At 72.8% G+C, this 23,905-nt stretch carries 22 protein-coding genes and 1 riboswitch; of the genes, 14 read left to right on the top strand and 8 right to left on the bottom strand.

Annotation, left to right across the window (positions count from 1 at the left end; all coding sequences use genetic code 11):
- Positions 1-42: 42 nt before the first annotated feature.
- Genes ACIBD9_RS02625 through ACIBD9_RS02635 form a run of 3 tightly spaced genes read right to left on the bottom strand, consistent with a single transcriptional unit; the run spans position 43 to position 3,472 of the window.
- Entirely contained in the window at positions 43-2,289 is a 2,247-nt protein-coding gene (locus tag ACIBD9_RS02625) for a heavy metal translocating P-type ATPase (protein WP_396713903.1), read from the bottom strand.
- A gap of 12 nt (positions 2,290-2,301) precedes the next feature.
- The gene (locus tag ACIBD9_RS02630) at positions 2,302-3,249 is read right to left on the bottom strand and encodes a hypothetical protein (protein WP_396713905.1); all 948 of its coding nucleotides are present in this window, start codon (positions 3,247-3,249) and stop codon (positions 2,302-2,304) included.
- A 13-nt stretch (positions 3,250-3,262) separates the two neighbouring features.
- Positions 3,263-3,472 carry a heavy-metal-associated domain-containing protein gene (locus ACIBD9_RS02635; protein WP_387171090.1) on the bottom strand — a complete coding sequence of 70 codons (210 nt, stop codon included), beginning with the start codon at positions 3,470-3,472 and terminating at the stop codon, positions 3,263-3,265.
- A 95-nt stretch (positions 3,473-3,567) separates the two neighbouring features.
- On the opposite strand from ACIBD9_RS02635, the gene ACIBD9_RS02640 reads away from it, so the two are divergent.
- The 3 genes from ACIBD9_RS02640 to ACIBD9_RS02650 all read left to right on the top strand — a co-directional run bounded on the left by ACIBD9_RS02640 (position 3,568) and on the right by ACIBD9_RS02650 (position 6,855).
- Positions 3,568-3,864 carry a metal-sensitive transcriptional regulator gene (locus ACIBD9_RS02640; protein ID WP_030329541.1) on the top strand — a complete coding sequence of 99 codons (297 nt, stop codon included), beginning with the start codon at positions 3,568-3,570 and terminating at the stop codon, positions 3,862-3,864.
- 299 nt (positions 3,865-4,163) lie between these two features.
- Positions 4,164-5,534, top strand: a complete 1,371-nt coding sequence (locus ACIBD9_RS02645; RefSeq protein ID WP_396713908.1) for a YibE/F family protein — start codon at positions 4,164-4,166, stop codon at positions 5,532-5,534.
- A gap of 166 nt (positions 5,535-5,700) precedes the next feature.
- A riboswitch (cyclic di-AMP (ydaO/yuaA leader) is annotated at positions 5,701-5,831 on the top strand.
- A 4-nt stretch (positions 5,832-5,835) separates the two neighbouring features.
- The gene (locus ACIBD9_RS02650) at positions 5,836-6,855 is read left to right on the top strand and encodes a coiled-coil domain-containing protein (protein WP_387171086.1); all 1,020 of its coding nucleotides are present in this window, start codon (positions 5,836-5,838) and stop codon (positions 6,853-6,855) included.
- 56 nt (positions 6,856-6,911) lie between these two features.
- Here ACIBD9_RS02650 and ACIBD9_RS02655 read toward each other — a convergent pair whose 3' ends face one another.
- A complete protein-coding gene (locus ACIBD9_RS02655) occupies positions 6,912-7,649 on the bottom strand; it encodes a carbonic anhydrase (protein WP_396713910.1) in 738 nt (245 codons plus the stop codon).
- A 226-nt stretch (positions 7,650-7,875) separates the two neighbouring features.
- Here ACIBD9_RS02655 and ACIBD9_RS02660 point away from each other — a divergent pair, with 226 nt between their 5' ends.
- Positions 7,876-8,211 carry a helix-turn-helix transcriptional regulator gene (locus ACIBD9_RS02660; protein WP_387171082.1) on the top strand — a complete coding sequence of 112 codons (336 nt, stop codon included), beginning with the start codon at positions 7,876-7,878 and terminating at the stop codon, positions 8,209-8,211.
- A 51-nt stretch (positions 8,212-8,262) separates the two neighbouring features.
- On the top strand, positions 8,263-9,492 hold the full coding sequence (gene mycP / locus ACIBD9_RS02665) for a type VII secretion-associated serine protease mycosin (RefSeq protein ID WP_396713913.1): 1,230 nt from the start codon (positions 8,263-8,265) through the stop codon (positions 9,490-9,492).
- A gap of 105 nt (positions 9,493-9,597) precedes the next feature.
- Here the strand turns inward: mycP and ACIBD9_RS02670 are convergent, their stop codons facing one another.
- The 3 genes from ACIBD9_RS02670 to eccCa all read right to left on the bottom strand — a co-directional run bounded on the left by ACIBD9_RS02670 (position 9,598) and on the right by eccCa (position 14,380).
- Positions 9,598-9,876 (bottom strand): WXG100 family type VII secretion target, encoded by a 279-nt coding sequence (locus ACIBD9_RS02670; RefSeq protein ID WP_396713915.1) that lies wholly within the window; start codon positions 9,874-9,876, stop codon positions 9,598-9,600.
- Between the two features lie 25 nt (positions 9,877-9,901).
- On the bottom strand, positions 9,902-10,210 hold the full coding sequence (locus ACIBD9_RS02675) for a WXG100 family type VII secretion target (RefSeq protein ID WP_030329557.1): 309 nt from the start codon (positions 10,208-10,210) through the stop codon (positions 9,902-9,904).
- Positions 10,211-10,414: 204 nt separating this feature from the next.
- Positions 10,415-14,380 carry a type VII secretion protein EccCa gene (eccCa, locus tag ACIBD9_RS02680; RefSeq protein ID WP_396713917.1) on the bottom strand — a complete coding sequence of 1,322 codons (3,966 nt, stop codon included), beginning with the start codon at positions 14,378-14,380 and terminating at the stop codon, positions 10,415-10,417.
- Between the two features lie 166 nt (positions 14,381-14,546).
- Between eccCa and eccD the strand changes: the two genes are divergently transcribed.
- Positions 14,547-15,944, top strand: a complete 1,398-nt coding sequence (gene eccD / locus ACIBD9_RS02685) for a type VII secretion integral membrane protein EccD (RefSeq protein ID WP_396713919.1) — start codon at positions 14,547-14,549, stop codon at positions 15,942-15,944.
- 22 nt (positions 15,945-15,966) lie between these two features.
- Here eccD and ACIBD9_RS02690 read toward each other — a convergent pair whose 3' ends face one another.
- Entirely contained in the window at positions 15,967-17,154 is a 1,188-nt protein-coding gene (locus ACIBD9_RS02690; protein ID WP_396713921.1) for a type VII secretion protein EccE, read from the bottom strand.
- 162 nt (positions 17,155-17,316) lie between these two features.
- Here ACIBD9_RS02690 and eccB point away from each other — a divergent pair, with 162 nt between their 5' ends.
- The 8 genes from eccB to ACIBD9_RS02730 all read left to right on the top strand — a co-directional run bounded on the left by eccB (position 17,317) and on the right by ACIBD9_RS02730 (position 23,897).
- The gene (gene eccB / locus ACIBD9_RS02695; RefSeq protein WP_396713923.1) at positions 17,317-18,939 is read left to right on the top strand and encodes a type VII secretion protein EccB; all 1,623 of its coding nucleotides are present in this window, start codon (positions 17,317-17,319) and stop codon (positions 18,937-18,939) included.
- Positions 18,940-18,985: 46 nt separating this feature from the next.
- The gene (locus ACIBD9_RS02700; RefSeq protein ID WP_238661533.1) at positions 18,986-19,396 is read left to right on the top strand and encodes a hypothetical protein; all 411 of its coding nucleotides are present in this window, start codon (positions 18,986-18,988) and stop codon (positions 19,394-19,396) included.
- Complete coding sequence (locus ACIBD9_RS02705; RefSeq protein WP_396713925.1) at positions 19,389-20,681, top strand: WXG100 family type VII secretion target; 1,293 nt, start codon at positions 19,389-19,391, stop codon at positions 20,679-20,681. The genes ACIBD9_RS02700 and ACIBD9_RS02705 overlap by 8 nt, the downstream gene beginning before the upstream one ends.
- A 206-nt stretch (positions 20,682-20,887) precedes the next feature.
- Positions 20,888-21,247, top strand: a complete 360-nt coding sequence (locus tag ACIBD9_RS02710; RefSeq protein WP_396713927.1) for a hypothetical protein — start codon at positions 20,888-20,890, stop codon at positions 21,245-21,247.
- A gap of 157 nt (positions 21,248-21,404) precedes the next feature.
- Positions 21,405-22,223, top strand: coding sequence for a hypothetical protein (locus ACIBD9_RS02715; protein ID WP_387171064.1), 819 nt, complete (start codon positions 21,405-21,407; stop codon positions 22,221-22,223).
- 33 nt (positions 22,224-22,256) lie between these two features.
- Positions 22,257-22,598, top strand: coding sequence for a YkvA family protein (locus ACIBD9_RS02720; protein ID WP_238661331.1), 342 nt, complete (start codon positions 22,257-22,259; stop codon positions 22,596-22,598).
- Positions 22,599-22,629: 31 nt separating this feature from the next.
- Positions 22,630-23,037: a TIGR03618 family F420-dependent PPOX class oxidoreductase gene (locus ACIBD9_RS02725; RefSeq protein ID WP_357200033.1), complete on the top strand. Its 408-nt coding sequence runs from the start codon at positions 22,630-22,632 to the stop codon at positions 23,035-23,037.
- A 215-nt stretch (positions 23,038-23,252) separates the two neighbouring features.
- Positions 23,253-23,897 (top strand): C39 family peptidase, encoded by a 645-nt coding sequence (locus ACIBD9_RS02730; RefSeq protein WP_396713930.1) that lies wholly within the window; start codon positions 23,253-23,255, stop codon positions 23,895-23,897.
- Positions 23,898-23,905 lie beyond the last annotated feature (8 nt).

The following is a 23,905-nucleotide window of genomic DNA, read 5'->3' on the forward strand; positions in this document are numbered from 1 at the left end:
ACAGAGGTACCCCCGTCGTCACCGGCCCAACCATTACCGTCGTCACAGATCGGCGGCGGCCGGACGAAAGCGACGCAGGCGCAGGCTGTTGGCCACCACGAAGACCGAGGACAGCGCCATCGTGGCGCCCGCGATCATCGGGTTGAGTAGCCCGGCGGCGGCCAACGGCAGGGCCGCCACGTTGTAGCCGAACGCCCAGAACAGGTTGCCCCGGATGATGCCGAGCGTGCGTCGGGACAACCGGATGGCGTCCACCGCGGCGTCCAGGTCGCCCCGGACGAGGGTGAGGTCGGCCGCCTCGATCGCCACGTCGGTGCCGGTGCCCATGGCCAGCCCCAGGTCGGCCTGGGCCAGCGCGGGGGCGTCGTTGACCCCGTCACCGACCATCGCCACCGATCGCCCCTCGGCCTGGAGCCGCTTGATCACGTCGACCTTTCCGGCCGGCAGCACCTCGGCGATCACCTCGTCGACGCCGACCTCGGCGGCGACCGCGCGAGCCACGGTGGCGTTGTCCCCGGTCAGCAGGACCGGGGTCAGCCCCAGCCCGCGCAGCCGGGCCACCGCCGCATTACTGGTCGGCCGGACCACGTCGGCGACCGTGAGCACGCCCCGGGCCCGCCCGTCCCAACCGGCGACGATGGCCGTCCGGCCGGCGGCCTCCGCGTCGCGCACGGCCCACTCGATTTCCGGCGGTACGTCGATCTTGTGCTCGCGCAGCAGCCGGACCCGGCCGACCAGGACGGCCCGGCCGTCGACCGTGCCGGTCACCCCCAGCCCTTCGAGGTTGCCGAAGGCGGCCACCGGGGGCAACGCACCCGCGTCGGCGGCAGCGGCGGCAACCGCACGGGCGAGCGGGTGCTCGGAGGCGGCCTCCACCGCCCCGGCCAGCCGGAGCAGCTCGGCCCGGTCCACACCGCTGGCCGGCACCACGTCCACCAGTGTCATCCGGCCGGTCGTCACCGTGCCGGTCTTGTCGAGCACCACGGTGTCCACCCGGCGGGTCGACTCCAGCACCTCCGGGCCCTTGATCAGCACACCGAGCTGGGCGCCCCGACCGGTGCCGACCAGCAGCGCGGTCGGGGTGGCCAGGCCGAGCGCGCACGGACAGGCGATGATCAGCACGGCCACGGCGGCGGTGAACGCGGCGGTCGGGCCGGCCCCGGTGCCGAGCCACCAGCCGAGCGTGCCGACGGCGAGGGTGATGACGATCGGTACGAAGACACCGGAGATCCGGTCCGCCAGTCGCTGCACGGCCGCCTTGCCGCTCTGCGCCTGCTCGACCAGGTCGGCCATCCGGGCGAGCTGGGTGTCCGCGCCGACCCGGGTGGCGGTGACGATCAGCCGTCCACCGGCGTTGATCGTGGCGCCGACCACACCGTCACCCGGGGCGACCTCGACCGGCACCGACTCACCGGTGAGCATGCTGGCGTCGACCGCGGAGGTGCCCTCCTCGACCACCCCGTCGGTGGCGATCTTTTCCCCGGGACGGACCACGAACCGGTCACCGACGGCGAGCCGGTCCACCGGGATCAGGGTCTCCACGCCGTCGCGCAGCACCGCCACGTCCTTGGCGCCGAGGTCGAGCAGGGCGCGCAGGGCGGCGCCGGCGGTGCGCTTGGACCGGGCCTCGAAGTAGCGACCGGCCAGGATGAACACGGTGACCCCGGCGGCCGCCTCCAGGTAGATGTTGCCGGCGCCGTCGGTCCGGGTGATGTCGAAGCGGAACGGGTGCGTCATCCCGGGCATCCCCGCGTCACCGAGGAAGAGCGCCCAGAGCGACCAGCCGAACGCGGCCAGGGTGCCGAGCGACACCAGGGTGTCCATGGTGGCCGCGCCGTGCCGCAGGTTGGTCCAGGCGGCCCGGTGGAACGGCAGCCCACCCCAGACCACCACCGGGGCGGCCAGGGTCAGCGACAGCCACTGCCAGTAGTCGAACTGCCAGGCCGGGACCATCGCCAGCAGGACCACCGGCACGCTCAGGGCCACCGAGACCCAGAGCCGGGTACGCGGCGCCCGCAACGGGTCCACCGGAGCTTCCGCGCTGGGCGGGGCCGGCAGCGCCGCCGTGTAGCCGGTCTTCTGCACGGTCCCGATCAGGTCGTCCGGCGTGACGCCGTCGGCGTACCGGACGGTCGCCTTCTCGGTGGCGTAGTTGACGGTGGCGCTCACCCCGTCCATCCGGTTGAGCTTCTTCTCGATCCGGGCGGCGCACGCGGCGCAGGTCATCCCGCCGATCGCCAACTCGATCCGGTTGGGTGCCTCGGGCAGCGGTCTGCTGGTGGTGGTCATCGTCTGGTCCCGTCAGTTGTGTCCGTGCCCGGGGGTGCCGTGGTCGGCCCCGCCGGTCGGCGCGGGTCCGCTCGGGGTGGGGGCTGTTCCGGTCGGTGCGGCGCCGGCGACCACCGTGAACTCGGCGGTGTGCACCCGCCCGCCGTGTTGGAAGTCGAGGTAGAGCCGGTAGCTGCCCGCCGAGGGCACCTCGGCGAGGAAGGTGACGGCCGGACCGGGCCGGGTGCGCCCATCGCCGGGCATGCCGTCCGGGTGCACGTGCAGGTACGCCAGATCACCCCGGCGCAGCGCCACCAGGTGCCCGTACGCGCCCAGGTAGGGCTCCAGGTCGGTGACCGGTCGCCCGTTGCGGCTGACGGTCAGGGTCAGCGACGACGTGCGGCCGGGCTGCGGCGCTCCGGTCAGGGTGACCGTGTAGTCGTCGACGGTGGTGCTGGTCGCCGGGGCGGGCAACGGCCGTTCGGTCAGCTCACCGGGAACGGTCACGTCCACGCCGAGGGTCAGCGGCTCGCCTCCGGTCGGGGTGAAGTCGGCGAACGCCCGCCACTGCCCGGGGCCGGCCAGCGGGGTGTCGACCCGCCAGGTGCCGTCCGGGGCGAGCTCGGGGTGGACGTGGCGGAAGCCGGAGAGGTCCCGCCGGGCGACGATCAGGTGCATCAGCTTGTCGTGCGCCACCTCGTACCGGGTGACCGGGCGGCCGTCCGGGCCGGCGATCCGGAAGGCGAACTCGTCGGCCGGGGAGTCGACCCGTTCGAGGGTGTAGCCCCGGTCGGAGACGAGCAGGCCGCCGGGAAGCCGGGCGGCAGTCTCGTGGTGCTCGCCAGTCGCATGGGCGGCGGCGCCGTCGTGCCGGCCCTCGACCACCGGGGTGCGGTCGACGACCCGGCCGACCCCGTAGGTCGCGCCGAAGACCGCCGCCAGGCCGACGGCGAACCCGGCCAGTCTCGTCACCGTACGCACGCCGGCCCGCCGATCACGCGTCGACGAGGTCGTAGCCGGCCTCGTCGACGGCGGCCCGGACAACCGCGGTGTCCAGCGGCTGGTCGCTGCTGACGGTGACCCGGCCGGCGGCGAGGTCGACCTGGACGTCACGCACGCCCGCGATGGCGCTGACCTCGGCGCTGACCGCGCTGACGCAGTGCCCACAGGTCATGCCCTGCACCTGATACGTCGTGTTGACCATCGGAGCGTCTCCTTTACGGTACGGGTACCCGGTGGGGGTATCTCATCCGGACACGACCGTACCATACCCCCTGGGGGTACGCTATCCTGGTCGACATGACCGCACCCACCCCGATCCGCGGATACACCGCCAGCAAGGACCAGCTGCTCGCGCGGCTCCGCCGCGTTGAGGGGCAGGTCCGGGGCATCGAGAAGATGGTCGACGACGACCGCTACTGCATCGACGTGCTCACCCAGATCTCCGCGATCCAGGCCGCCCTCGACAAGGTGGCCCTGGGGCTGCTCGACGGGCACGCCCGGCACTGCATGCACGAGGGCGCCGCCGAGGGTCGGGCCGACGAGATGGCCACCGAGATGATGGCGGCGGTCGGCCGGCTCATGAAGCGCGGCTGACGGGCCGGGGTCCCCCACGCGGGCGGTTCGGCCGCCCGACACTCCGCCACGACCTGCGACCCTCGGTTGGGCTGGCTAGCATCTCCCACGATGGCCCTCCGTATGCCGCTGCACAGTCGGGCACCGGCGCCGCCGCGATGTGGCGTCGCCCCCGGCCGACCGGGCCGAGCACTGACCGTCCGTGATCAAGTGGTGATCAGGCAGCGATCCGCCGCGCCGTCCGCAGCGTTTCCACCGAAACGGTGAACCGCCCGGCACGCTGACCCGTACCCCGCACCGGATCGTTGGGAGTTCTCGCCTTGGCCGCCGACCACACTCACCCCGCGCCGTCCGCCCCACCACGGGTGCGACGGATCCTCGTCGTGACGGTGGTACCCCTCTTCGTCGCCACCGTGCTCGCCGCGGCGCTGCTCTGGCCGCGCGGCGGGTCACCGCAGACCGATGGTGGTGCGGACGTGCCGCGCTACCCGGGCACGGTCACCCGGGTGGTGAGTGAGCCGTGCCCGCCGGTGCCGTCGGTTCCCGAGGGCACACCGAGGGTCGGCGACGGGCGGTGCGGCACGGTCGACGTCCGGGTGGACGACGGGCCGGCCGCCGGCCAACAGGTACGGACACCGGTGCCCGACGGGCCTGGCGCGCCCCGGGTCGAGGTCGGTGACGAGGTCATCCTGGTCGAGCTGGCCGATCCGACCGATCCCACCACCAGCAACTGGAACATCGCCGAGCACCAACGCGGCACCCCGATGGTGTGGCTGGCGGTGGTCTTCGCGGCCGCGATCGTCGCGTTCGGTCGGTGGCGGGGCCTGGCCGCGCTCGCCGGGCTGGCCGCCAGCTTCGCCATCCTGCTCACCTTCGTGTTGCCGGGCATCGGCGCCGGCAGGTCGCCACTGCTGGTGGCGGTGGTCGGCGCGGCCCTGATCATGTTCGTGGTGCTCTATCTGACGCACGGGGTCACCGCGCAGACCTCGGTCGCGGTGCTCGGCACCCTGGGCAGCCTGGTGCTGACCGGCGTGCTCGCCACCATCGCCACGGCCGCGACCCACCTCACCGGCTTCGGCAGCGAAGACGCCACCACCCTGTCGATGTTCCAGGGCGACGTGGACCTGCACGGTCTACTGCTCGCCGGGATCATCATCGGATCGCTCGGGGTGCTCGACGACGTGACGGTCACCCAGGCGGCCACCGTCACCGAGCTGGCCAACGCCAACCCCGGGCTGACCCGGTTGCAGCTGTACCGGGCGGCCACCCGGGTCGGCCGCGCGCACATCGCCTCCACTGTCAACACCATCGTGCTGGCGTACGCGGGCGCGTCACTGCCCCTGCTGCTCCTGCTCACCGCCGACTCGCGGCCGATCGGGCAGATCCTCACCAGTGAGTTCCTCGCGCAGGAGATCGTCCGCAGCGCGGTCGCCACCCTCGGTCTGATCGCCGCCGTACCGCTGACCACCGGGCTGGCCGCGGTGGTGACCGCCGCCGGGCGCACCGAGGCCACGCCGTCCACCGACGCTCCCGCGCCCCGGCCCCAGCCGGACCGCACCGAGGCACTGGCCGCACTCAGCTCACCGCGGAAGGCCGGCTCCGACGAGCCGGACCGGACGCGGCCCGCACCCCCATCCGAGGCCACCGACCGGTGGCCGGAGTCGAACAGGAGCACGGATACGGCATGGTGACACTCCTCAGCGTGACCAGATCGGGCATCCACCCTGAGAACCGCGTCACTGGTCACTCAACGCTATGGCGAAATGACGCTTTTGGTCGGCATCCAGGCGTAGCTCACCCGGTCGACTCTCGGGTAACCTCGCTGCCGGTTACCGATGAAGGCGCGAAGCGGCGCCTGCGGTGCCACCGCCCAATCGCCAGCCGGCGAGCCGGGGACCCAGGTACCTGGGGTGAATCCGCGTCAGCGGTAGGGGCCACTTCCGCCCCGAACCCGTCAGCTAACCCGGTCGGCGGTCGACGGAAGGGAACATTGTGACGGCACCCCTACGCCGCTGGATGACACCCGTGGTGGCCGTGATCGCCGCACTGACCGTGCTCGCCGGGCCCCTCCCGGCCCACGCCGCCCCGACGACCCCCACACCGTCCGGGCACGAGGAGGACGGCGAACCCAAGTTGCTCAACGACGTCATCGAGCAGGCCAACCGCGACTACTCCGCAGCCAAGTCCAAGCTGGACAAGTCAAAGAAGCGGCAGGGCGAGTTGGCCGCAGAGGTCGACCGGGCCAAGGCCGACCTGGACGCGTTGGCTCCGCAGGTCGGGCAGATCGCCGCCCAGGCGTACCGGACCGGCCGGATCGGCGCGGTCGCGATGCTGCTGGAGAGCGAAGCTCCCGACTCGTTCGTCCGGCGCGCCGGGATGCTCGACGAGATGAACATGGTCAACGAGAAGAAGCTCTCCGAGGTCAACGAGGTGAAGGCCCGCGCCGAGCAGGCGAAGCTGGCCCTCGACACGGAGGTCCGGGAGCAGCAGAAGCAGACCGCCCTGATGGCCAAGCGGAAGAGCGAGGCCGACAAGGCGCTCTCCCTCGTCGGTGGAAAGGGCTTCACCGGCGGCCTGGTGGACGCCACCTCACCGGTCGCGAAGATCGGCCCGGGTCGCACGGCCGACGGTGACTGGAAGCCCCAGTCGTGCAGCGAGAACGACCCCACCACGTCCGGCTGCATCACGCCGCGCACGCTGCACGCGTACAAGGAGGTCAAGCGGGCCGGCTTCAACCGGTTCGTCGGCTGCTACCGCCCCGGCGGGCCGTGGGAGCACCCGAAGGGCCGCGCCTGCGACTGGTCGCTGCAGAAGAGCGGCTTCTCCCCGTGGCACAACGAGGACACTCGGACGTACGGCAACAACGTCGCCGCGTTCCTCATCCGTAACGCCGACCGGCTCGGCATCTACTACGTCATCTGGAACCGGCAGATCTGGTTCCCGGCCACCGGCTGGAGTTCGTACAGCGGGCCGTCGAACCACACCGACCACGTCCACATGTCGCTGCTCTGACCCGCACGATCACCGTTGAGGGCCGTTCCGCGTGACGCGGAGCGGCCCTCGTCGCGTCAGACGGTGGCAGGCGCGGCCGGGTCGGTCGACTCGGACGATCCGGCCGGGGTGTCCAGCGTCGCGAAGCCAGCCGGCACGGCGGCCACCTGACGCACCGCCCCGGCGGCCAGCCGGTAGGACACCCCCACCACCGCGCACCGCCCCCGCGCCACCTCGTCGGCCAGCACGGAAGACTGCCCGAGCAACGTCTCGACGGTCTGTGCGATGTGGATGTCGACGATGCCGTCGATGTCATCCACGCCCTCGGCATCGGCCCGACGCAGGCTGGGCAGCACGGCGTCGACCACGGCGCGCAGATGCCCACTCGGCGCGGTACCGGTGGCGGCGGCCTCCCGGGCCGCCTGCACCGCACCGCACGAGTCGTGACCGAGCACCACCACCAGCGGAGTGCCGAGCACGGTCACCGCGTACTCGACGCTGCCGAGCACCTCGGGGCCGGCGGTGTGCCCGGCCGTGCGGACCACGAACAGGTCGCCGAGCCCGCGGTCGAAGATGATCTCGGCGGCCAGCCGGGAGTCGGAGCAGCCGACGATCACCGCGAACGGGTGTTGCCCGTCGGCCACGGCGGCCCGGTGCTCGGCATCCTGGTTGGGGTGGCGTGGGGCACCCCCGACGAAGCGCCGGTTGCCGGCGATCAGCTCGGCGTACGCCCGGGTCGGCTCGCTGAGGGCGAGCGCCCGGTCGGTGGTCCGCTGCGGACCCGGCTGACCGCCGGAGTTCCCGGTATGACTCATCCCGCACCTCGTCTCGACGCATCTGACCTGGTCAAACCGGCTCTCCGCCGGCCGGGCGGCGGGCGCTGGCTCGCGCTCCACCGTCACACGCACCGTAAGATGCGTCAAGGTATGCGTGATTTAGATTTCATACGTTGACTCCGGCCGCCCCCTGGGCAACCTTCCCCGGGCAGGGCGGACAAGACTCTCGTGAGGGCAGGCGGACATCCGGAAAGGCGGTCACACGATGGCGAGCACCGTGACGGGCGACACCGGCGGCGGACGGAACTGGACGTTCCTCACCAACCACGGGCACGTCCTGCTGGCCATCGCCCGCGATCCGACCGCCCGGCTGCGCGACGTCGCGGCCGAGGTCGGCGTGACCGAACGGGCCGCGCAGGCGATCGTCGCCGACCTGGAGGCGGGCGGCTACCTGCACCGCACCCGGGTCGGGCGACGCAACGAGTACACCCTCAACCCGGCCGGCCGGTTCCGGCACCCCGCCGAGGCCGACCGGCAGGTCGGCGACCTGCTCGCGCTCTTCGCCGACACTCCCACGTCGAAGGCGTCCCCCCGGGCCTGACCCTGGTCACCGGGGGCCGCCGCCCGACGGTCACGGCGGTAACCTTTGCCGGTGCGCGAATGCCCGCCGTTGAGCACGACCCCGTCCCGCCGTGCCCTTCGCGGCGTCCTCAGTGGAGCGCTGGCGGCCCTGCTCGGCGCCGGCCTGGTGGCACCCTCCCCCGCGAACGCCGCGCCGCCCATCTGCGGTCCCTCCGGCACCGAGAACCTGACCCAGCTCCCGTGGGCGCTACGCCGGCTGGAGCCATCCTCGGCGTGGCCGCTGTCCCGGGGCGCCGGGGTCACGGTGGCCGTGATCGACTCCGGAGTCTCCGCCGCCCACCCGCTCCTCAAGGGCCAGGTTCTCGAGGGTCGCGACTTCAATGGCCTGCCGGCCCGGCAGGGCCAGTGCGACGAGGCCGGGCACGGCACGCTGATCGCCGGCATCATCGCGGGTCGGGAGGGCACGGTCGTCCCCTTCAGCGGCATCGCCCCGGCTGCCCGCATCCTGCCGATCCGGGTCCTGCCGCAGCTCGGGGAGGTCAGCAACCCGCAGCTCCCCGCGCAGATCGCGGCGGCCATCGACTGGGCGGTCGACCAGGGCGCCGACGTGATCAACCTGTCCCTGACGACGATTCCCCGCCCCGAACTGACGGCGGCCGTCGAGCGCGCGCTGGCCAAAGGGGTGGTGCTGGTCGCCGCCGCGGGCAACCGGACCGAAGACTCCCAGAACCGGCCGGGCTACCCGGCCGCGTACCCCGGGGTGATCGCGGTCGGTGGGGTGGACGAGCAGGGCGGCCACGTCGGCACCTCGATCAGCGGCGACTACGTCGACATCGCCGCACCGGGGATGAACATCGTCGGGCCGGCGCCCGGAAACACCGGCTACCGCACCGTGCCGGAGGGCGGCACCAGTTACGCCGCCGCGTACGTCTCGGGAGTGGCCGCTCTGGTCCGGGCCGCCTACCCGGGTCTCAACCCGCAGCAGGTCGCGGATCGGCTGAAACGCACCGCGGACAACCCACCGGAGGGTCAGAACGCCGACATCGGCCACGGGATGGTCAACCCGTACCGGGCGGTGTCGAGTCTGCTCGGCACCCGGGCGAACCCGCCCGCCGGTGCGCTCCCGGCCCCCGCCGTACGGGACGACCCGCTGAGCTGGCAGCGCCCCGCCGCGATCTGGGCGGCGGTCGTCGGCGCTCTGCTCGCCGGGCTGCTGCTGGTCGCGCGACCGATCATGGCCCGGGGCCGCCGACGCGACTGGCGCCCCGGCCGACGCACCGACGCGCCAACCGCCGGCTGAGCGGCGTACCGCAGCGCGGCGCCGACGCCTACGCCAACGCGGAGCCGCCAACACGGTGCGGCTCCGGGCCGGACGAACCGGACCGGAGCCGCTCGTGCGAATGCCTCAGCTCCACACCTTGGAGTTGCTCATCTCCGTGGTGAGGTAGTTTTCGCGGGCGATGCCCACGGCACCGCCGATCTCGTTCAGGATCCGGTTGATGTCCCGGACCGCCGTGTCCCACTTCGCCTGGTGCTGCTCGTAGGCAACCCGGTCCTCGCCGTCCCAGTGCAGCTTGGTCAGCATCGACCGCAGCGTGTCAAGCTTTTCCTCGAGGGTCTTCGAGATGGCCTGCATCTGCTGGTTGCTGCTCTCGAGGACCGCATAGTCAACTTTGATCGTCACGATTTCCTCCTCTGCCGGCTGCGGATCACGGGTTGAGAGCAGAGTGGAACTTGTCCAGCATCTGCTGCTGCTCTTCGTCGTTGACCTGGTGCGTCGTACCCGACTTGTCGAGCAGGTCAGCGATGCTGTCCATCGCCGTCAGCAGTTTGACGGTGTCCTCGTTCCAGCGCGTCATCAGCGACTGGAAGCCCGTGGACGCCTGACCCTTCCACGCGATGGCCAGGTCGTCGACCACGTTCCACAGCTTCTTCAGCTCGCCGTCGACCTCGCTGCGCGTGGACCGCACGTCACTCGCGGCGGTATGCAGAGTCGCAGCTTCGACCTCGAACGCCATGCTTCACACCCTTCCGTCTGTTGTGGTGGCGGCTTCGCCGCACCCTCCCCCGCGGCAAGGCAGCAACACCCCACCGACGGACACTCCTGTGAAGACCGTAGCGGAACCTGTCCAGCCCTCGCAGCCCTGACCGGTGACGTTCGATGGATGGTGTTGAATCGGGCCGAGACGGCCGACCACCCCCTACCGAACGGCCGACCTCGCTCAGGCCGGCTCAGACCAGGCGGTCTGAATCAGCTGCTGGCCATCGCGTCGGCGAACCAGGGTGCCCCGGCCGGGCGGTTGCGGGCTCGGTCGCAACGTGCCGAAGACCGCGCCCTCCTCCCGGTTGCCGGACATCAGCAGGCCGGGCGAGTCCAACTCGCGCAGCCGTTGCAGCACCGGCTCGTAGAGCGCCCTGGACACACCGCCGACCCGGCGCGTGACGATCAGGTGCAGACCGATGTCGCGGGCCTGCGGCAACAGCTCCTGCAGGGCGCTGAGCGGGTTGCTGCCGCCAGAGGCCACCAAGTCGTAGTCGTCCACCAGGATGTACAGGTCCGGACCCTTCCACCAGCTCCGATCCCGCAGCTGGGCGGTGGTCACGTCCGGGCCGGGCAGGCGGTTGGAGAGCGCGCTACGGATCGACCCGAGCCCCTGGGCGAACGCCTGGTTCGACGGGGCGTAGTCGAGCAGGTGGTCACCCTCCACCGCGCCCAGCAGGCCACGCCGGTAGTCGGCGATCACCAGCCGGGCCTGCGCCGGGGTGTACCGCTCGGTGATTCCCCGGGCGATCAGACGCAGCAGGTTGGTCTTGCCGCACTCCGCGTCGCCGAAGACCGTCAGGTGCGGCTCGTTGGCCAGGTCCAGGTAGACCGGCGCGAGCGCCGACTCGTTGACACCGATCGGGAGCCCCGGTGCCGACCGGTCGATGATCCGGGCCAGCTCCGCCACCGGCAGCCGGCGCGGCAGCAACCGCACCTTCGGCGCGGGGCGACCCGGCCAGTTCGCCGCCACGTGCCCGGCCAGGGCCAGCGAGGCCTCGCTCAGATCGTCGATGTCGCGACGACCGTCGATCCGCGAGATGGCGGTGAGGAAGTGCAGCTTGTCCCGGGTCAGGCCCCGACCGGGCGACTTCTCCGGCACGTTGTTCGCGGCGCGGCGGTCGATCTCGGACTCCGACGCGTCGCCGAGGCGCAGCTCCAACTTGGTGCCGAGCAGATCCCGCATGTTGATCCGGATCTCCGCCCACCGCACGGCGGTGAGCACCACGTGCACACCGAAGCCGAGGCCCCGGTTGGCCAACGTGGTGATGGTCTGCTCCAACTCCTCGTACTCCTGGCGCAGCGTGTTCCACCCGTCCACCACCAGGAACACGTCGCCGAACGGGTCGTCCGCGAACTCACCCGCGGCGCGGCGACGACGGTAGCTCGCCACCGAGTCGATGCCGTGCTGGGCGAAACGACCCTCCCGCTCGTCCAACACGGCGACCACCTCGGCCACCGTCCGGCGGACCGCCTCGACGTCGCGCCGACCGGCCACCCCGGCCATGTGCGGCAACCGCTCCATGCTGCGCAGCGCGCCCCCGCCGAAGTCCAGGCAGAAGAACTGCACCTCCCGTGGCGTGTGCGTGAGCGCCAGCGAGGCGAGCAGCGTACGCAGCATCGTGCTCTTGCCACTGAGCGACCGACCGACGATGACCACGTTGCCGCCGGCCCCGGCCAGCTCGACCATCATCGGGTCCCGGCGCTGCTCGTAGGGGCGGTCCACGACGCCGACCGGCACGGTCAGCCGCCCGCGCCCGGGCCAGGACGCGGTGCACAGCCCGTAGGTCGGGTCGACCGCCAGCGGGCCGAGCAGCTCACCCAGCCCCGGTGGGTCGGCCAGCGGCGGCAGCCACACCTGGTGGGCCGGGCGGCCCCGACCCTTGAGCTGGTCGATCAGCACGTCGAGCATCGCCACGGCCTTGCCGTCGGCCGGCTGCTCGGGCTCCGGGGCGGTGTCCACCGGCACCTGCGGGACCTGCACCGGCACGAAGTCGAGGCCGTACGGCACGATCCGCCGCTGCACCAGCGCCTGCGAGGCGGAGGCCTGCTGGCCCGGCGCCCGGTACGCCCCCGACACGTACGCGGCCCGGAACCGCAGCATCGTGCTGGTGTCCGTCTTCAGGTACCCGTGGCCCGGCGCGTTCGGCAGCTCGTACGCGTCCGGTACGCCGAGCACGATCCGGCTCTCCACCGCGGAGAACGTCCGCAGACCGATCCGGTACGACAGGTGCGTGTCGAGGCCCCGCAGCTTGCCCTCTTCGAGGCGCTGGCTGGCCAGCAGCAGGTGCACGCCGAGGGACCGACCCAACCGGCCGATCATCACGAACAGGTCGATGAAGTCCGGTTTGGCGGCGAGCAGTTCGCTGAACTCGTCACAGATGATCAACAGGCTGGGCATCGGCGCCAGCGGCTCACCGGCCGAGCGCGCCTTCTCGTACTCGAAGCGGGAGACGTAGTTGCCGGCCGCGCGCAGCAGCTCCTGCCGGCGCACCATCTCGCCGGCGAGCGCGTCGCGCATCCGGTCGACCAGCGGCAGCTCGTCGGCCAGGTTGGTGATCACCGCGCTGGTGTGCGGCAGCGCCTCCAGCGAGGCGAAGGTCGCGCCGCCCTTGAAGTCCACCAGGACGAAGTTCAGTTCCTCCGAGGAGTGGGTCACCGCCAACGCGGCCACCACCGTACGCAGTAGCTCACTCTTGCCGGACCCGGTCGCGCCGATCACCAGACCGTGCGGGCCCATGCCCTCGTGCGCCGACTCCTTGAAGTCGAGTTCGACGACGTTGCCGTCCGGGCCGACACCGAGGGGGATGCGCAGCCGGTCGCGGTGGCCACGCGGACGCCAGGTGTTCTGCACGTCCACCGCCGCGGCGTCACCCACGCCGAGCAGGTCCGGCAGTTCCGTGCTGCGGGCCAGCGGCTCGTCGCCACCGGTCTGCTGCTGGGAGAGCCGGAAGGGGGCGATCTGACGGGCCAGCCCCTCGGCGGCCTCGGCGCTGAGCCGGTCGGGCCGACCCAGCGTCGACGACGAGCTGCCCCGAACCAGGTCGAGTGAGGTTCCGTCGCCCACGTCGAGGCAGAGCAGCCAGCGGCCGGCGTCGCGCGGCACCGTGCCGGAGAGGTCGATGACGGTGGCGCCGAGCAGCCCCGGGCCCACCAGCTGGCAGGTAGGTGAGATCTCCCCACCGTCTATCACCACGACCAGGTGTGGGGCCGTGGTCAGCGGCTTCGCCTCCGGCGCGAACCGAGGCCGACCGGCCAGCTCGGCGGTGAGCGACGCCTCGGCCTCGGCCAGGCTGGCGAAGACCAGCCGGCGCGCGCCGGCCGCGTCCGTACGACCGCTGTGGTGGGCGTGCGGCAGCCACTTCACCCAGCCCCAGGACGACTGCCGGTCGGGTGCCGCGACCACCGCGATCACCAGGTCGTCAGGTGCGTGGAAGGTCGCCAACTGCCCCAGCGCCGCCCGGGTCAGGTCGAGCACGGGCTCGCGGTCGCCGCGCAGCACCACCCGACTGAACGCGCGCACCGACAGCGCCGTCGGCAGATCGGGCACCGTCGAGTGTGCCCGGACGAAGCGGCGGAGCGCGATGGCGCTCATCGGCTCCAGGTCCTCCACCGGCTTCGTCTCCGGAGGGACGATCTCCACGGCGAGCCGCTGCGGGCCGAGGGCGATCCGGGTCTCGCCGAAGTCGTCCTCGGTGATCCGACGCTCCCAGAGTCGCCGGGACGCGGCGATCGACCAGAGCGCGTCGGGCTCCGGGTGTCGCCAGGCCATCGCCGCCCGCTGCTGCTCGGCGGCACGCCGGGTGCGCTTGCGCATCTGCGCCAGGTAGCGCATGTAGTCGCGGCGGTCGGCGTTCAGCTCGGCCTTGTCCTTGCCACCGTTGTTGGCCAGCGAACCGATCGCCATGCCGAGCATCGAGACACCGAACAGCCCACCGGCGACGTAGGTCATCATGCCGCCGCCCTTGCCCGCGTAGAGGAACGCCATGGCGCCGACCCCGCAGAACATCGGCAGGATCATGAGCAGCTGCCCCATCCCGCGGGGCGTCGGCTCGGGCAGCTCGGGAGGTGACTCCAGCAGCACCTCGCCGCGCGGTAAGGCCGGCCCCGGCTGACGCGGGAGCCGGCGGAACACCACCGTGCTCACGGCTGTCTCCTCCCCAGAAGCGGCCCTGATGACGTGCGGCCCGCGGAACACCGCCCGTGGGTGGGCATCGTACGTGCCGTCATCGTAGGTAATCTGCCGTGTGCGCGGTGGACCCGGACCGCAGCATCACAGACAGCCGATCACAGACGCACACCTGGAGGCCACAGTGGCGACGAAGACGGCGACCGGTGGTCTGAGCCGGATCACCATCGTGGCTCCGCGTACCCGGATGGATCTGGCGCTGCCGTCGGACGTGCCGCTGGCCGACCTGCTCCCCACCCTGCTGCGCTACGCCGGCGAGGACATGGCCGACGAGGGTGCGCGGCACGGCGGCTGGGCACTGTCCCGGTTGGGCGGTGCGCCCCTCGACGGTGGTCGTACCGCGGCGCAGCTCAGTGTCCGCGACGGCGAGGTGCTCTACTTCAACCCGCGGTCGGACGCCGCGCCGGAGATCGTCTTCGACGACGTGGTGGACGCGGTCGCCACCGCGACCAACCAGCGCCCCGGCGCCTGGCAGGTCGGCGCGACCCGCTCCTTCGCGGTGGTCTTCGCGGCGGCGGCGCTCGGCGCCGGCGCGTTGGCGGCCCTCTTCGCCGGCCCGCCGCACCTGCCCGGCGCGTTGGCCGCGCTGCTGGTCGCGGTGGCGCTGTTGGTGGGCGCCGCGGTGCTGTCCCGGGCCGCCGGTGACAGTGGCATCGGCGCGGTGCTGGCCCTGGTCGGCCTGGCGCACGCGGCCACCGGTGGCCTGCTGCTGCTCGCCGGCGACCGATCGCTGACCGAGCTGGCCAGTCCGCACGTCCTGCTCGCGGCAACCGCCGCGGTGGTGACCGGCGCGGTGGCCGTACTGGCGGTCGGCGACCGGTACCCCCTCTTCTTCGCCGCCATCGGGGTGGCGGCCGCGACCGGCCTGGGAGCGGTGCTCTGCCTGGTCCTCGGCCTCGACGCGGCGGCCGCCGCCGCGGTGGTCGCGGCGGTCGCGTTCGGCGTGGTGCCGGCGCTGCCGATGATGGCCTACCGGCTGGCCCGGCTGCCGGTGCCGTCGATCCCGACCGGTCCGGAGGACCTGAAGACCGACAGCGAGTCGGTGGACGGCCGGCAGGTGCTCCAGCAGAGTGAGCGCGCCGACCAGTTCCTGACCGGTCTGTTGTGGACGGTATCCCTGCTGGTGCTCGGCGCGGAACTCGTGCTGGCGCTGGACGGGCGCCTGCCCGCGGTGTTGCTGTGCCTGGTGCTGGCCCTCCTGGCGCTGCTGCGGGCCCGCCCCCTCCTGGGCCGGGCCCAGCGCACCCCGGTGCTGCTGGCCGGCACCGTGGGACTGGGCCTGGCCGCCGCGACCACCTTCGCCGGTGGGTCGCTGCCGGTCCGGCTCGGCCTGATCCTGGGCGGGCTGGTGCTGGCCGCGGTGATCAGCCTGATCTACGGTCTGACCGTCGCCGGCAAGCGCATCTCGCCGGTCTGGGGCCGCCTGCTCGACATCGCCGAGATCATGCTCATCATCTCGCTGGTGCCGCTCGCCTTCTGGGTCTGCGGCCTCTACGGCTGGATCGTCAACCTCCGGCCCTGACCGTGCCGCGCCGCCGCACCGGTCAGCGCGACCGCAGACCGGTGGAGGCGCCCAGCGCCGACGCGACCGGAGCGGTGGCGTAGACGCCCGGAGCATGCTGCCCGTCCATCGGCCGGGTCGACCCGCCCACCCGATCAGCGACCTCGCGAACCACCTTGACCAGGGCCTCGACGTGGTTGTCCATCGCCGCGACCCGCAGCAGCGGCGCCGCCACCCGACCATCCGCCGAGACGGTCACGGCCACCGTGTGCGACGGCGCCGAGGTCGCGGTGATCGCGTCCACGAGCGGGCCGAGCGGCGCGTCGGAGCGGCCCCGCAGAGCCATGCAGCGGTGCGTCCAGCCGCCGCCGCGCAAACCGTGCCAGCTCTCCGTCGGCGCCTCGGGCACCAGGTCCAGACCGGCGGCCGAGACGATCGCCGCGCGGAGTTCCTCACGGCCCAACGGGCGATGGGCCAGCCCCGCCGAGGTCAGCGCCTTGCCGAGTCGGCCGATTCCGGCGGCCACCGTCCGGTGTACGCCGGTCAGCCCGCCGCCCCGGCTCACCGCCTCGACCCGGGCGTCCCGCACGGTGAGCCGCAGCGCCACCCAGACGGTCCGGTGTGCCGCCGGCGGTGCGCCGGGTGCCGGATACCAGACCAGCGTGTGCGCGACGACCTGGGCCCGGGAGACCGGGGCGTTGAAGTCCGTGAGCACGTGCAGCGCGCGGTCCACCGCGGAGGCGTCGACCGAGCCGACCGCCGCGCCGGTGGCGGACTGCAGGGCGACGGCGGCGAACCAGCCCTGGTCGTCACGCCCGATGCCGAGCCGGGTGCCGCGGTCGGTCAGCTCGATGACGCTCAGCTCGGGGGCGAGCGCGGCCAACCGCGGGTCGGTCGCGGTGCCGCTGGCCAGCGCGGCCGAAGCGCGCTCGCCGCGCCGCCGCAGCCGTCGGCGGAGCAGCAGGTCCTCGAACCACCAGCGGCCACCTCGGCGGGCGAAGGCCGCCAGGACGACCAGCAGCGCCGCCGCGGCCGCCGCGGCGAGCACCCAGCTGGGTCCGGCGGTGGCGGCCCAGACGCCAACCAGGCACAACTCCAGCACGACGAGCTGCCCGACCAACACGGGACCGACCCGCCCACGGCCGGGCCGCTCGGCCGGGGGCGCCGGTCGGGTCGGAACGTCGACAGGGTCCGTGACCGCTCGGGCGGGTGGCGCCTGAACCTGCGTCATCGCTGACTGTCCCTCCTGCACGGTACGGCTCTGCGCCGGGTCGGTCCGGTGCCGGCCATGAGCGGTGGTCCCAAGGAACCATCGTCCGCCCCTTATCGTAGGGAAGTCCGCGACGACGCCCCGACCCTGATCGTCGCGGATCCACCCCGCCGGAGGTAAGTCATGCGGACCCGCCGCGATCAGGTGCAGGCGTACCGCTTCGTCACCCGCCGCATCGTCTCCGCCTTGCTGTCGGGCGATCCGGAGACCACCAACCTGCCGATGCGACGGCTCGGCATGGCGGTCTTCGGCAGTGTCCTCGCCGCGGCCATCGTGCTCGGTGGGGTGGGCGCCTACGGCCAGTTGACCGGTGGCGCGGCACCGCTGGACGACCAGACCCTGGTCATCGAACGGGAGACCGGCGCGACGTACGTGTTCATCGAGGGCAAGCTGCACCCGACGCTCAACTACACCTCGGCGCGCCTCATCGTGAACGACGCGAGTGCCGCGGTGCGGACGGTGTCCCAGGCGTCGCTGCGGGACCGGCCCCGCGGCGTCACCCTCGGCATCGTCGGTGCACCGGACGCCCTGCCGGACCGCAAGTCGCTGACCGGGCTGCCCTGGTCGGTCTGCGACGTACCGGACCCGGTCGACCGGCAGCGCTCCACCACCCGGCTGGTGATCGACCGTGCGCTGCCCGGCGGCACGCCGCTGGGTGACCGGGCGGTGCTGGTCTCGGTGGACGACCAGCGGTACCTGATCACCAACAACACCCGGCTCCAACTGCTCGACCCGTCCCGCACGATCACGGCGCTGCGGATGGCCGGCACCGAGCGGCTTTCGGTCGGGCAGCAACTGCTCAACTCCGTGCCGGCCGGGCCCCCGCTGCGCCGGCCGTCGCTGACCGGTGAGGGCGAGCCCAGCAGCCGCAGGGTGGGCGGGCAGTCGTACACCGTCGGTTCGGTGTTCAAAGCCGCCGGTCGGCACTACGTGCTGACCCGCGACGCCCTCGTGTCGATCAGTGAGATCACCGCTCTCCTGCTCATCAGCAACGGCGGTCGGATTACCGACATCACCCCAAATCAGGCCAGCGAGGCGTTCGAGGAGCGGCGGATCGAGGAGGAGGGGCTGCCCCCGACGATGCCCGCCCTCTACCCGGCCCAGCCCGGTCAGACGACGCTGTGCGCGACGTACCGGAAGGGCAGCGCGGGCGGCCCGCCGACCACCACCCTGGAGGTCTTCGACCGGGTTCCGGCCGAGCTGACCGAGAGCGACCCGGGCCTGGTGCCGGTGCGCCAGACCAGGCGCGACGGCGTACGCACCGCCGAGGCGGTGCTGCTGCCCGGCGGCAAGGGTGTCATCGCGCAGGCCTCGCCCGGCGCCGGGACCAGCGGGTCCGGTGCCGCCGGGTCGACGATCTACCTGATCAGCCCGCAGGGCATCCGGTATCCGCTCGGCTCGGCGGAGACCCTGGAGGTGCTCGGCTACGGCGGGGTCACGCCGCTGGCGGTGCCCGGTTCGCTGCTCGCACTGATCCCGACCGGGCCGACTCTGAACCGCGAGGACGCGTTGGCCGTCTTCGCTCCGGAGGGACCGGCGCCGGCCGCACCGCCGTCGGCCGCGCCGAGGTCAGGCTCGCCATCGGCGGCGCCGCCCTCGGGCTCGCCGTCCGCCGCGCCACCGTCGGGGTCGTCGTCCGCCGCGCCGCCGTCGGGGTCGACACCGTCGACTCCGGCCAGTGGCGCCCCGTCGAGTGGCGGGGCCGGCGGCGGAAGGCCTGTGGAATCGACCGACGCCGACGGCTGAGCCCGTTCGGCGGGTCGCCCGGAGTCGCACGGGTGGACTAACCTGGATGTCGCTGACGGTTGTCAACCAGAACGACGGGGATGTTGCCATGGCCGGGCGTACGGAAGTCGACCTGTTGTCCCTTGAGGACTTCCACGAGCACCTGGCGTCTCGGTTGAGCCAGGCCGAGTCGGTGCTGCGCAAGCTCAACACCGAGATGCAGTGCCGTCCTCCGGCGCTGGGCTCGTTCCTCGACGCCACCGACAACGCGCGTCGCTACAGCGACGTCCACCAGTCCTATGTCAAGCAGGCCGAACGGATCCGGCAGGCGGTGCTGGCGGCACAGCAGGCGACCAGCACGATCCTGAGCAACTACCGCACCGCCGAGGCGCGCAACGCGGCCAACGCCGACGATGTCACCGCCGCGCTGACCCCGGTCGACCGGGCGTTGCAGCCGAAGGAGGACGGGCGTGTCTGAATACACCCAGCGGTACCAGGGCAGCAGCCACCAGGAGTTGTACGACGGCCTGATGGCGGGCAAGCCGGAGCAGATCGAGGGCGTGGCCACCCAGTGGGCCGAGCTCAAGGGCATCCTCGACGGCCTCGGCCGGGAGTTGAGCGGCGACCTCGACAAGCTCGGCAACACCTGGACGGGTTCGGCAGGTCGGGAATTCCACCGGCGACTCAGCCTGATCGTCGCCCACACCGACGCGTTGGGCGAGGGGATGGCCGGCATCAAGCAGGGGTTGACCATGATGGCCGACCACCTGCGCGCCGCCCACAAGCAGGCCGAGAGCCCGGAGGAGACCGACGACAACGACAAGGCGATCGGCGGTGCGATCAAGGGTGGCGCGGCCTTCGGTCTGACCGGTCTGATCGTCGGGGGCATCGCGGGTCACCAGCAGGACAAGGCCGAGCAGGAGAAGGCTCACCAGCGGATGGTGAACCTGGTGGCCGACCTGGCCAGCAGTTACGACATCTCCGCCTACGACCGGGTGGTCGACCCGCCGCCGCCCGATCCGGACACTCCGAGCACCACCAGCAAGGATTCGACGACGCCACAGAGTGTCTCGGCCATCGCCAGGGTGTCCGGCGGCCCCACCACCGGCACCGACACCGGGCGTACGGGTGACGCGACCATCTCGACGCCCGACCGCGTCGCCCAACTGCCGGACGGCGGCTCGAACCCGGACGAGGTCGGCTCGGGCACCGGTGGCAACCCGGCTGTCGTCACCGGCCCGACCGGCACGGGCAGCGACCCCGCCGACAGCGGCACCTCCCTCGCCGGAGCGGACCCGCTGGTCGGCGGCGCACTGCTCGGCGGGGGTGCCGCCGGGCTGGTCGGTCTGTCCGGGCCGGGCGGCGTGCCCGCCGGGTCGAGCACCGGCCCCGGCCTGCTCTACGGGGCACCGGGCGGAGCACCGGCCGGCGGGGTGTTGCGCAGCGGCGCGCTCGCGGGCTCGGGCAACGCGGCCCCCACCTCGGCTCGACCGACCGCTGCCGGTACGGCACCGGCGGAGAGCCGCGCTGCCAGCGGGGTCGGGCGCAGCATCGACGGCCAGCGCGGTGGAAGCGGCGGGCGCGCGGCCGTGGCCGGTGGCAACGCCCGACCGGGGTCCGGCGGCCGTCCCGGTGTGCTCGGCGGGCGCGGTGCAGCACAGGACGACGACTCCGACGAGCGGCTGACCTGGTTGACCGAGGACGAGATGGTGTGGCAGGGCGACGAGAGGCCCGCACCCCCGGTGCTCGGCACCGGCGACTGACCACTGTCCGTCGCCGACGAGCCCGCACCACCGGCGGTGTCACAGAGAGGATGCGCGGTGCCCCCGATCGGACATGGTCCGGCCGGGGCACCGCCGTTTCCGGTCTATCGACCTGGGGCGTCCACTGTGCGCATGGTGGTGGCGGTCACGCCAGCGCGGTCCGTCGCCGTGCTGCGGTACGCCAGGACGGGCGATAGGTTGGTCGGGTGTCGTCCGCAGCGTCTGTCCGCCCAGCCCGGTGGGCTGTGCTGCGGTCGCTGCGGGAACTGACCCGTCTGGCGGTCACCGCGCTGGTGCTCGCGGTCGGCCTCGGTGCCGCCCTCGCCGCGACCCCACCGCCCGCCCCCACGCAGCTGCGGCCAAGTGCCGTGAGCAGCCGAGTGGCAAGTGTTCGCCCCGACGCCGGCCCGGCCATCGAGCGGGCCGACCAGCCCGCTGTCGCCTCGCCGGCTGGCACGCTCGACACCGCCACGGCGACCGGTCCGGTCGCGGCGGGCCTGGCGCACGTGCCGGGCATCGATCCCGGCCGTGGCACTCCGGCGCGACGCGGCCCGCCCGCCCGCTGAGCCAGGCCCGGCGATTCCCGGGGCCCGATCCCGGCTGATCCTTCCGCACGGCACCTGAGTTCGCCGTCGACGGAACGACCCCGCCACCGGGCCGACCGGCACTGCCGCGCCCTCCTGCCGCCCGTCGATACCCGCCTTCGACCGCGAGGTGCTGATCATGCAAACCATCCTCTCCGCCGTCCTGCCAGACCTCTCCCGGGCCGCCGTCATCTGGCTGAGCCTGCTCGGGGTGGTCGCCGTCGCCGTCTCCGCTCTCCTGCTGCGGCCCGGCCGACTCCGCCTCGACCCCGGCGCCCGGATCCGCCGCGCGGCCATGCCGAGCCAACTCGAGCAGGCGCAGGAGGAACGGGAGCAGAGCCGCTACGCGCAGGAGGTCGCGGTGGCCGCCGAGCGGGCGACCACCACCGTCCGCCGCCGCCGGGCGGAGTGGGTGGCCGCGCAGGAGGCCGTCGAGGCGGCCTGGCTGGCGTACGAGGCGGCCGAGGCTGGCGTACGGCGGCTCGACGCGGCGGCCGCGATGCCGCTGCCGCACACCGCACGGACCCCTGCCGAGTACGCGGACCGCGAGCGCTACCTGCACCGGGCGGCCCTGGATGCGTACTGGCGTCGGGAGCTGTCGGTGGAGCAGCTCAGTGACGTCTTCGCCCACCGCGACGGCTGGGACCCGCGACTGCACCCGGTCGAGCAGGAGCTCGTGCTCCAGCGGGCGATCCGGGACAATCTGGCGGCCAGGCACACCGCGGCCCGGGAGCGGGAGCAGGCCGCGTGGCGGGCGGCGGAGTTGGCGGTGGCCGCGGCTCGCAGTCTGCGCGAGGAGGCGCACGCCGCGACCGGGCGACGTGTCGCCGAGTCGGCGTCGGTGCTGCCGCTGAGCGAGGTTGCCCGACCGTTGGGCGCGCAGACCCGGGAGAACGTCGAACAGACCCGGGAGAACAAGGTGACCGCTCGCGGCCGGGCGACGGTGCCCGCGTTCTGAGCCGCGCGGGGTCGGGTGGGTTAGCGTGACCGCATGTCCCGACAGGCGTGGGTTCTCGTGGTGATCGCCGGCATCCTGGCGCTGGCCACACTGGTCGGTGCCGTGGTGCTGGCGGTGCGGGTGGTGCGTACGCGGCGGCTGCTGACCGGCCTCGGCGCGGGCGGCAAGGTCGCCTTCTACGGGGCGCTGATCTACACGATCTTCCCGGTCGACGTGCTGCCGGACCCGATCTACCTGGACGACATGGGAGTCTTGGCCGCTGCGCTGATCTACCTGACCCGGCTGGTGCACCAACGTCGGGCGGCGGGTCGCCAACTTCCCGATCAGCCGGACGCCCCGCCGGATCGGGACCGGGTGCGCCGCCGCGTGCCATGATCGAGGTCGGTTCGGCGGACAGGGGACGGGCATGGCGGGCGATCATCGGTTGGATGTGCACGATGAGCGTGTTGTCGCTTTCTGCGCAGAACGTCACCTCGCGACGCTGACCACCCTGCGGGCGGACGGCACCCCGCACGTCGTACCGGTGGGGGTGACTCTCGACCCGGCGGCCGGACTGGCCCGGGTCATCACCTCGGGCGCGTCCCGCAAGGCCCGTCAGGTGGCGGCGGCCGGCGCGGCGGGGGCGGCGGTGGCCGTGTGCCACGTGGATGGCCGGCGCTGGTTGACCATAGAGGGTCGCGCGGTGCTGCGGTCGGATCCGGCCGCCGTGGCCGAGGCGGAGCGGCGGTACGCCGAGCGGTATCGGACACCACGCCCGAATCCGGAGCGGGTGGTCATCGAGATCACCGTGACCAGGCTGCTGGGAAGCCTCTGAGCCGACCGCGTGTCCCCGCTGACCGGTTAGGCCACGCAGGGGCGCCCCCGGTGCCCGCGGCCAGCGGAATTCTCGGCGGAGCAGAGCGGTTACGCCCTCGGTACGCCCAGGGCCGAGACCACCGATGGTCGGCCCCCGTGTTGCGCCGAGCGCCATTCCCGGTGCTGCCGCCCTCCGCTGGTCGGAGGCGCCAACCCCCGAACGGAGACTCGACCATGAACCCGATCGTCCAGAAGAGCGGCCCGTCCGTCGTCGGCCTGCTGGTCGCCGGCGGTTGCGCCCTCGGCCCGGCGGTCGCCGCGCAGGCCGCCCCGGTGCAGGCCGCCACGGCCTCGTCGAGCCAGAACGACCGGCACGCCGAACGGATCCTCGGCGTCGACTACCAGGCCCAGCCGAACTTCTACTACTGCGGCCCCGCCGCGACCCGGATCGCGCTGTCCGCCCAGGGCAAGGCGCTCTCCCAGGACGAGGTGGCCCAACTGCTCGGCACCACCGAGGCGGGTACCCCGTCGGCCCTGGACACCACCCGGGTGCTGAACCAACTGACCGGCGGCAAGTACCGGACCACCGAGATCCGTGATTCGGTGGCCCGCCCCGACCAGGTCGAGCAGCTGCGCCGTGACGTGCTGGCCGCGGTGGACGCCGGTCGCCCGGTGGTGGCCAACATCAAGGGCACGACCGTGGACACCGACGGCAACCCGCACTCGTACGAGGGCGGTCACTACCTGACCCTCGTCGGCTACCGCGACGGCGGTGACACGATCCGGGTCGCCGACCCGGCCGACCCGTCGTTGGGCGAGTACTGGATGAGCCTGCCCAAGGTCGCCAACTGGATCGCCGAGCGCGGCTACTCCTCCTGATCCTGACG

The organism is Micromonospora sp. NPDC050784, from assembly GCF_044456765.1.
Lineage (GTDB): Bacteria > Actinomycetota > Actinomycetes > Mycobacteriales > Micromonosporaceae > Micromonospora > Micromonospora foliorum.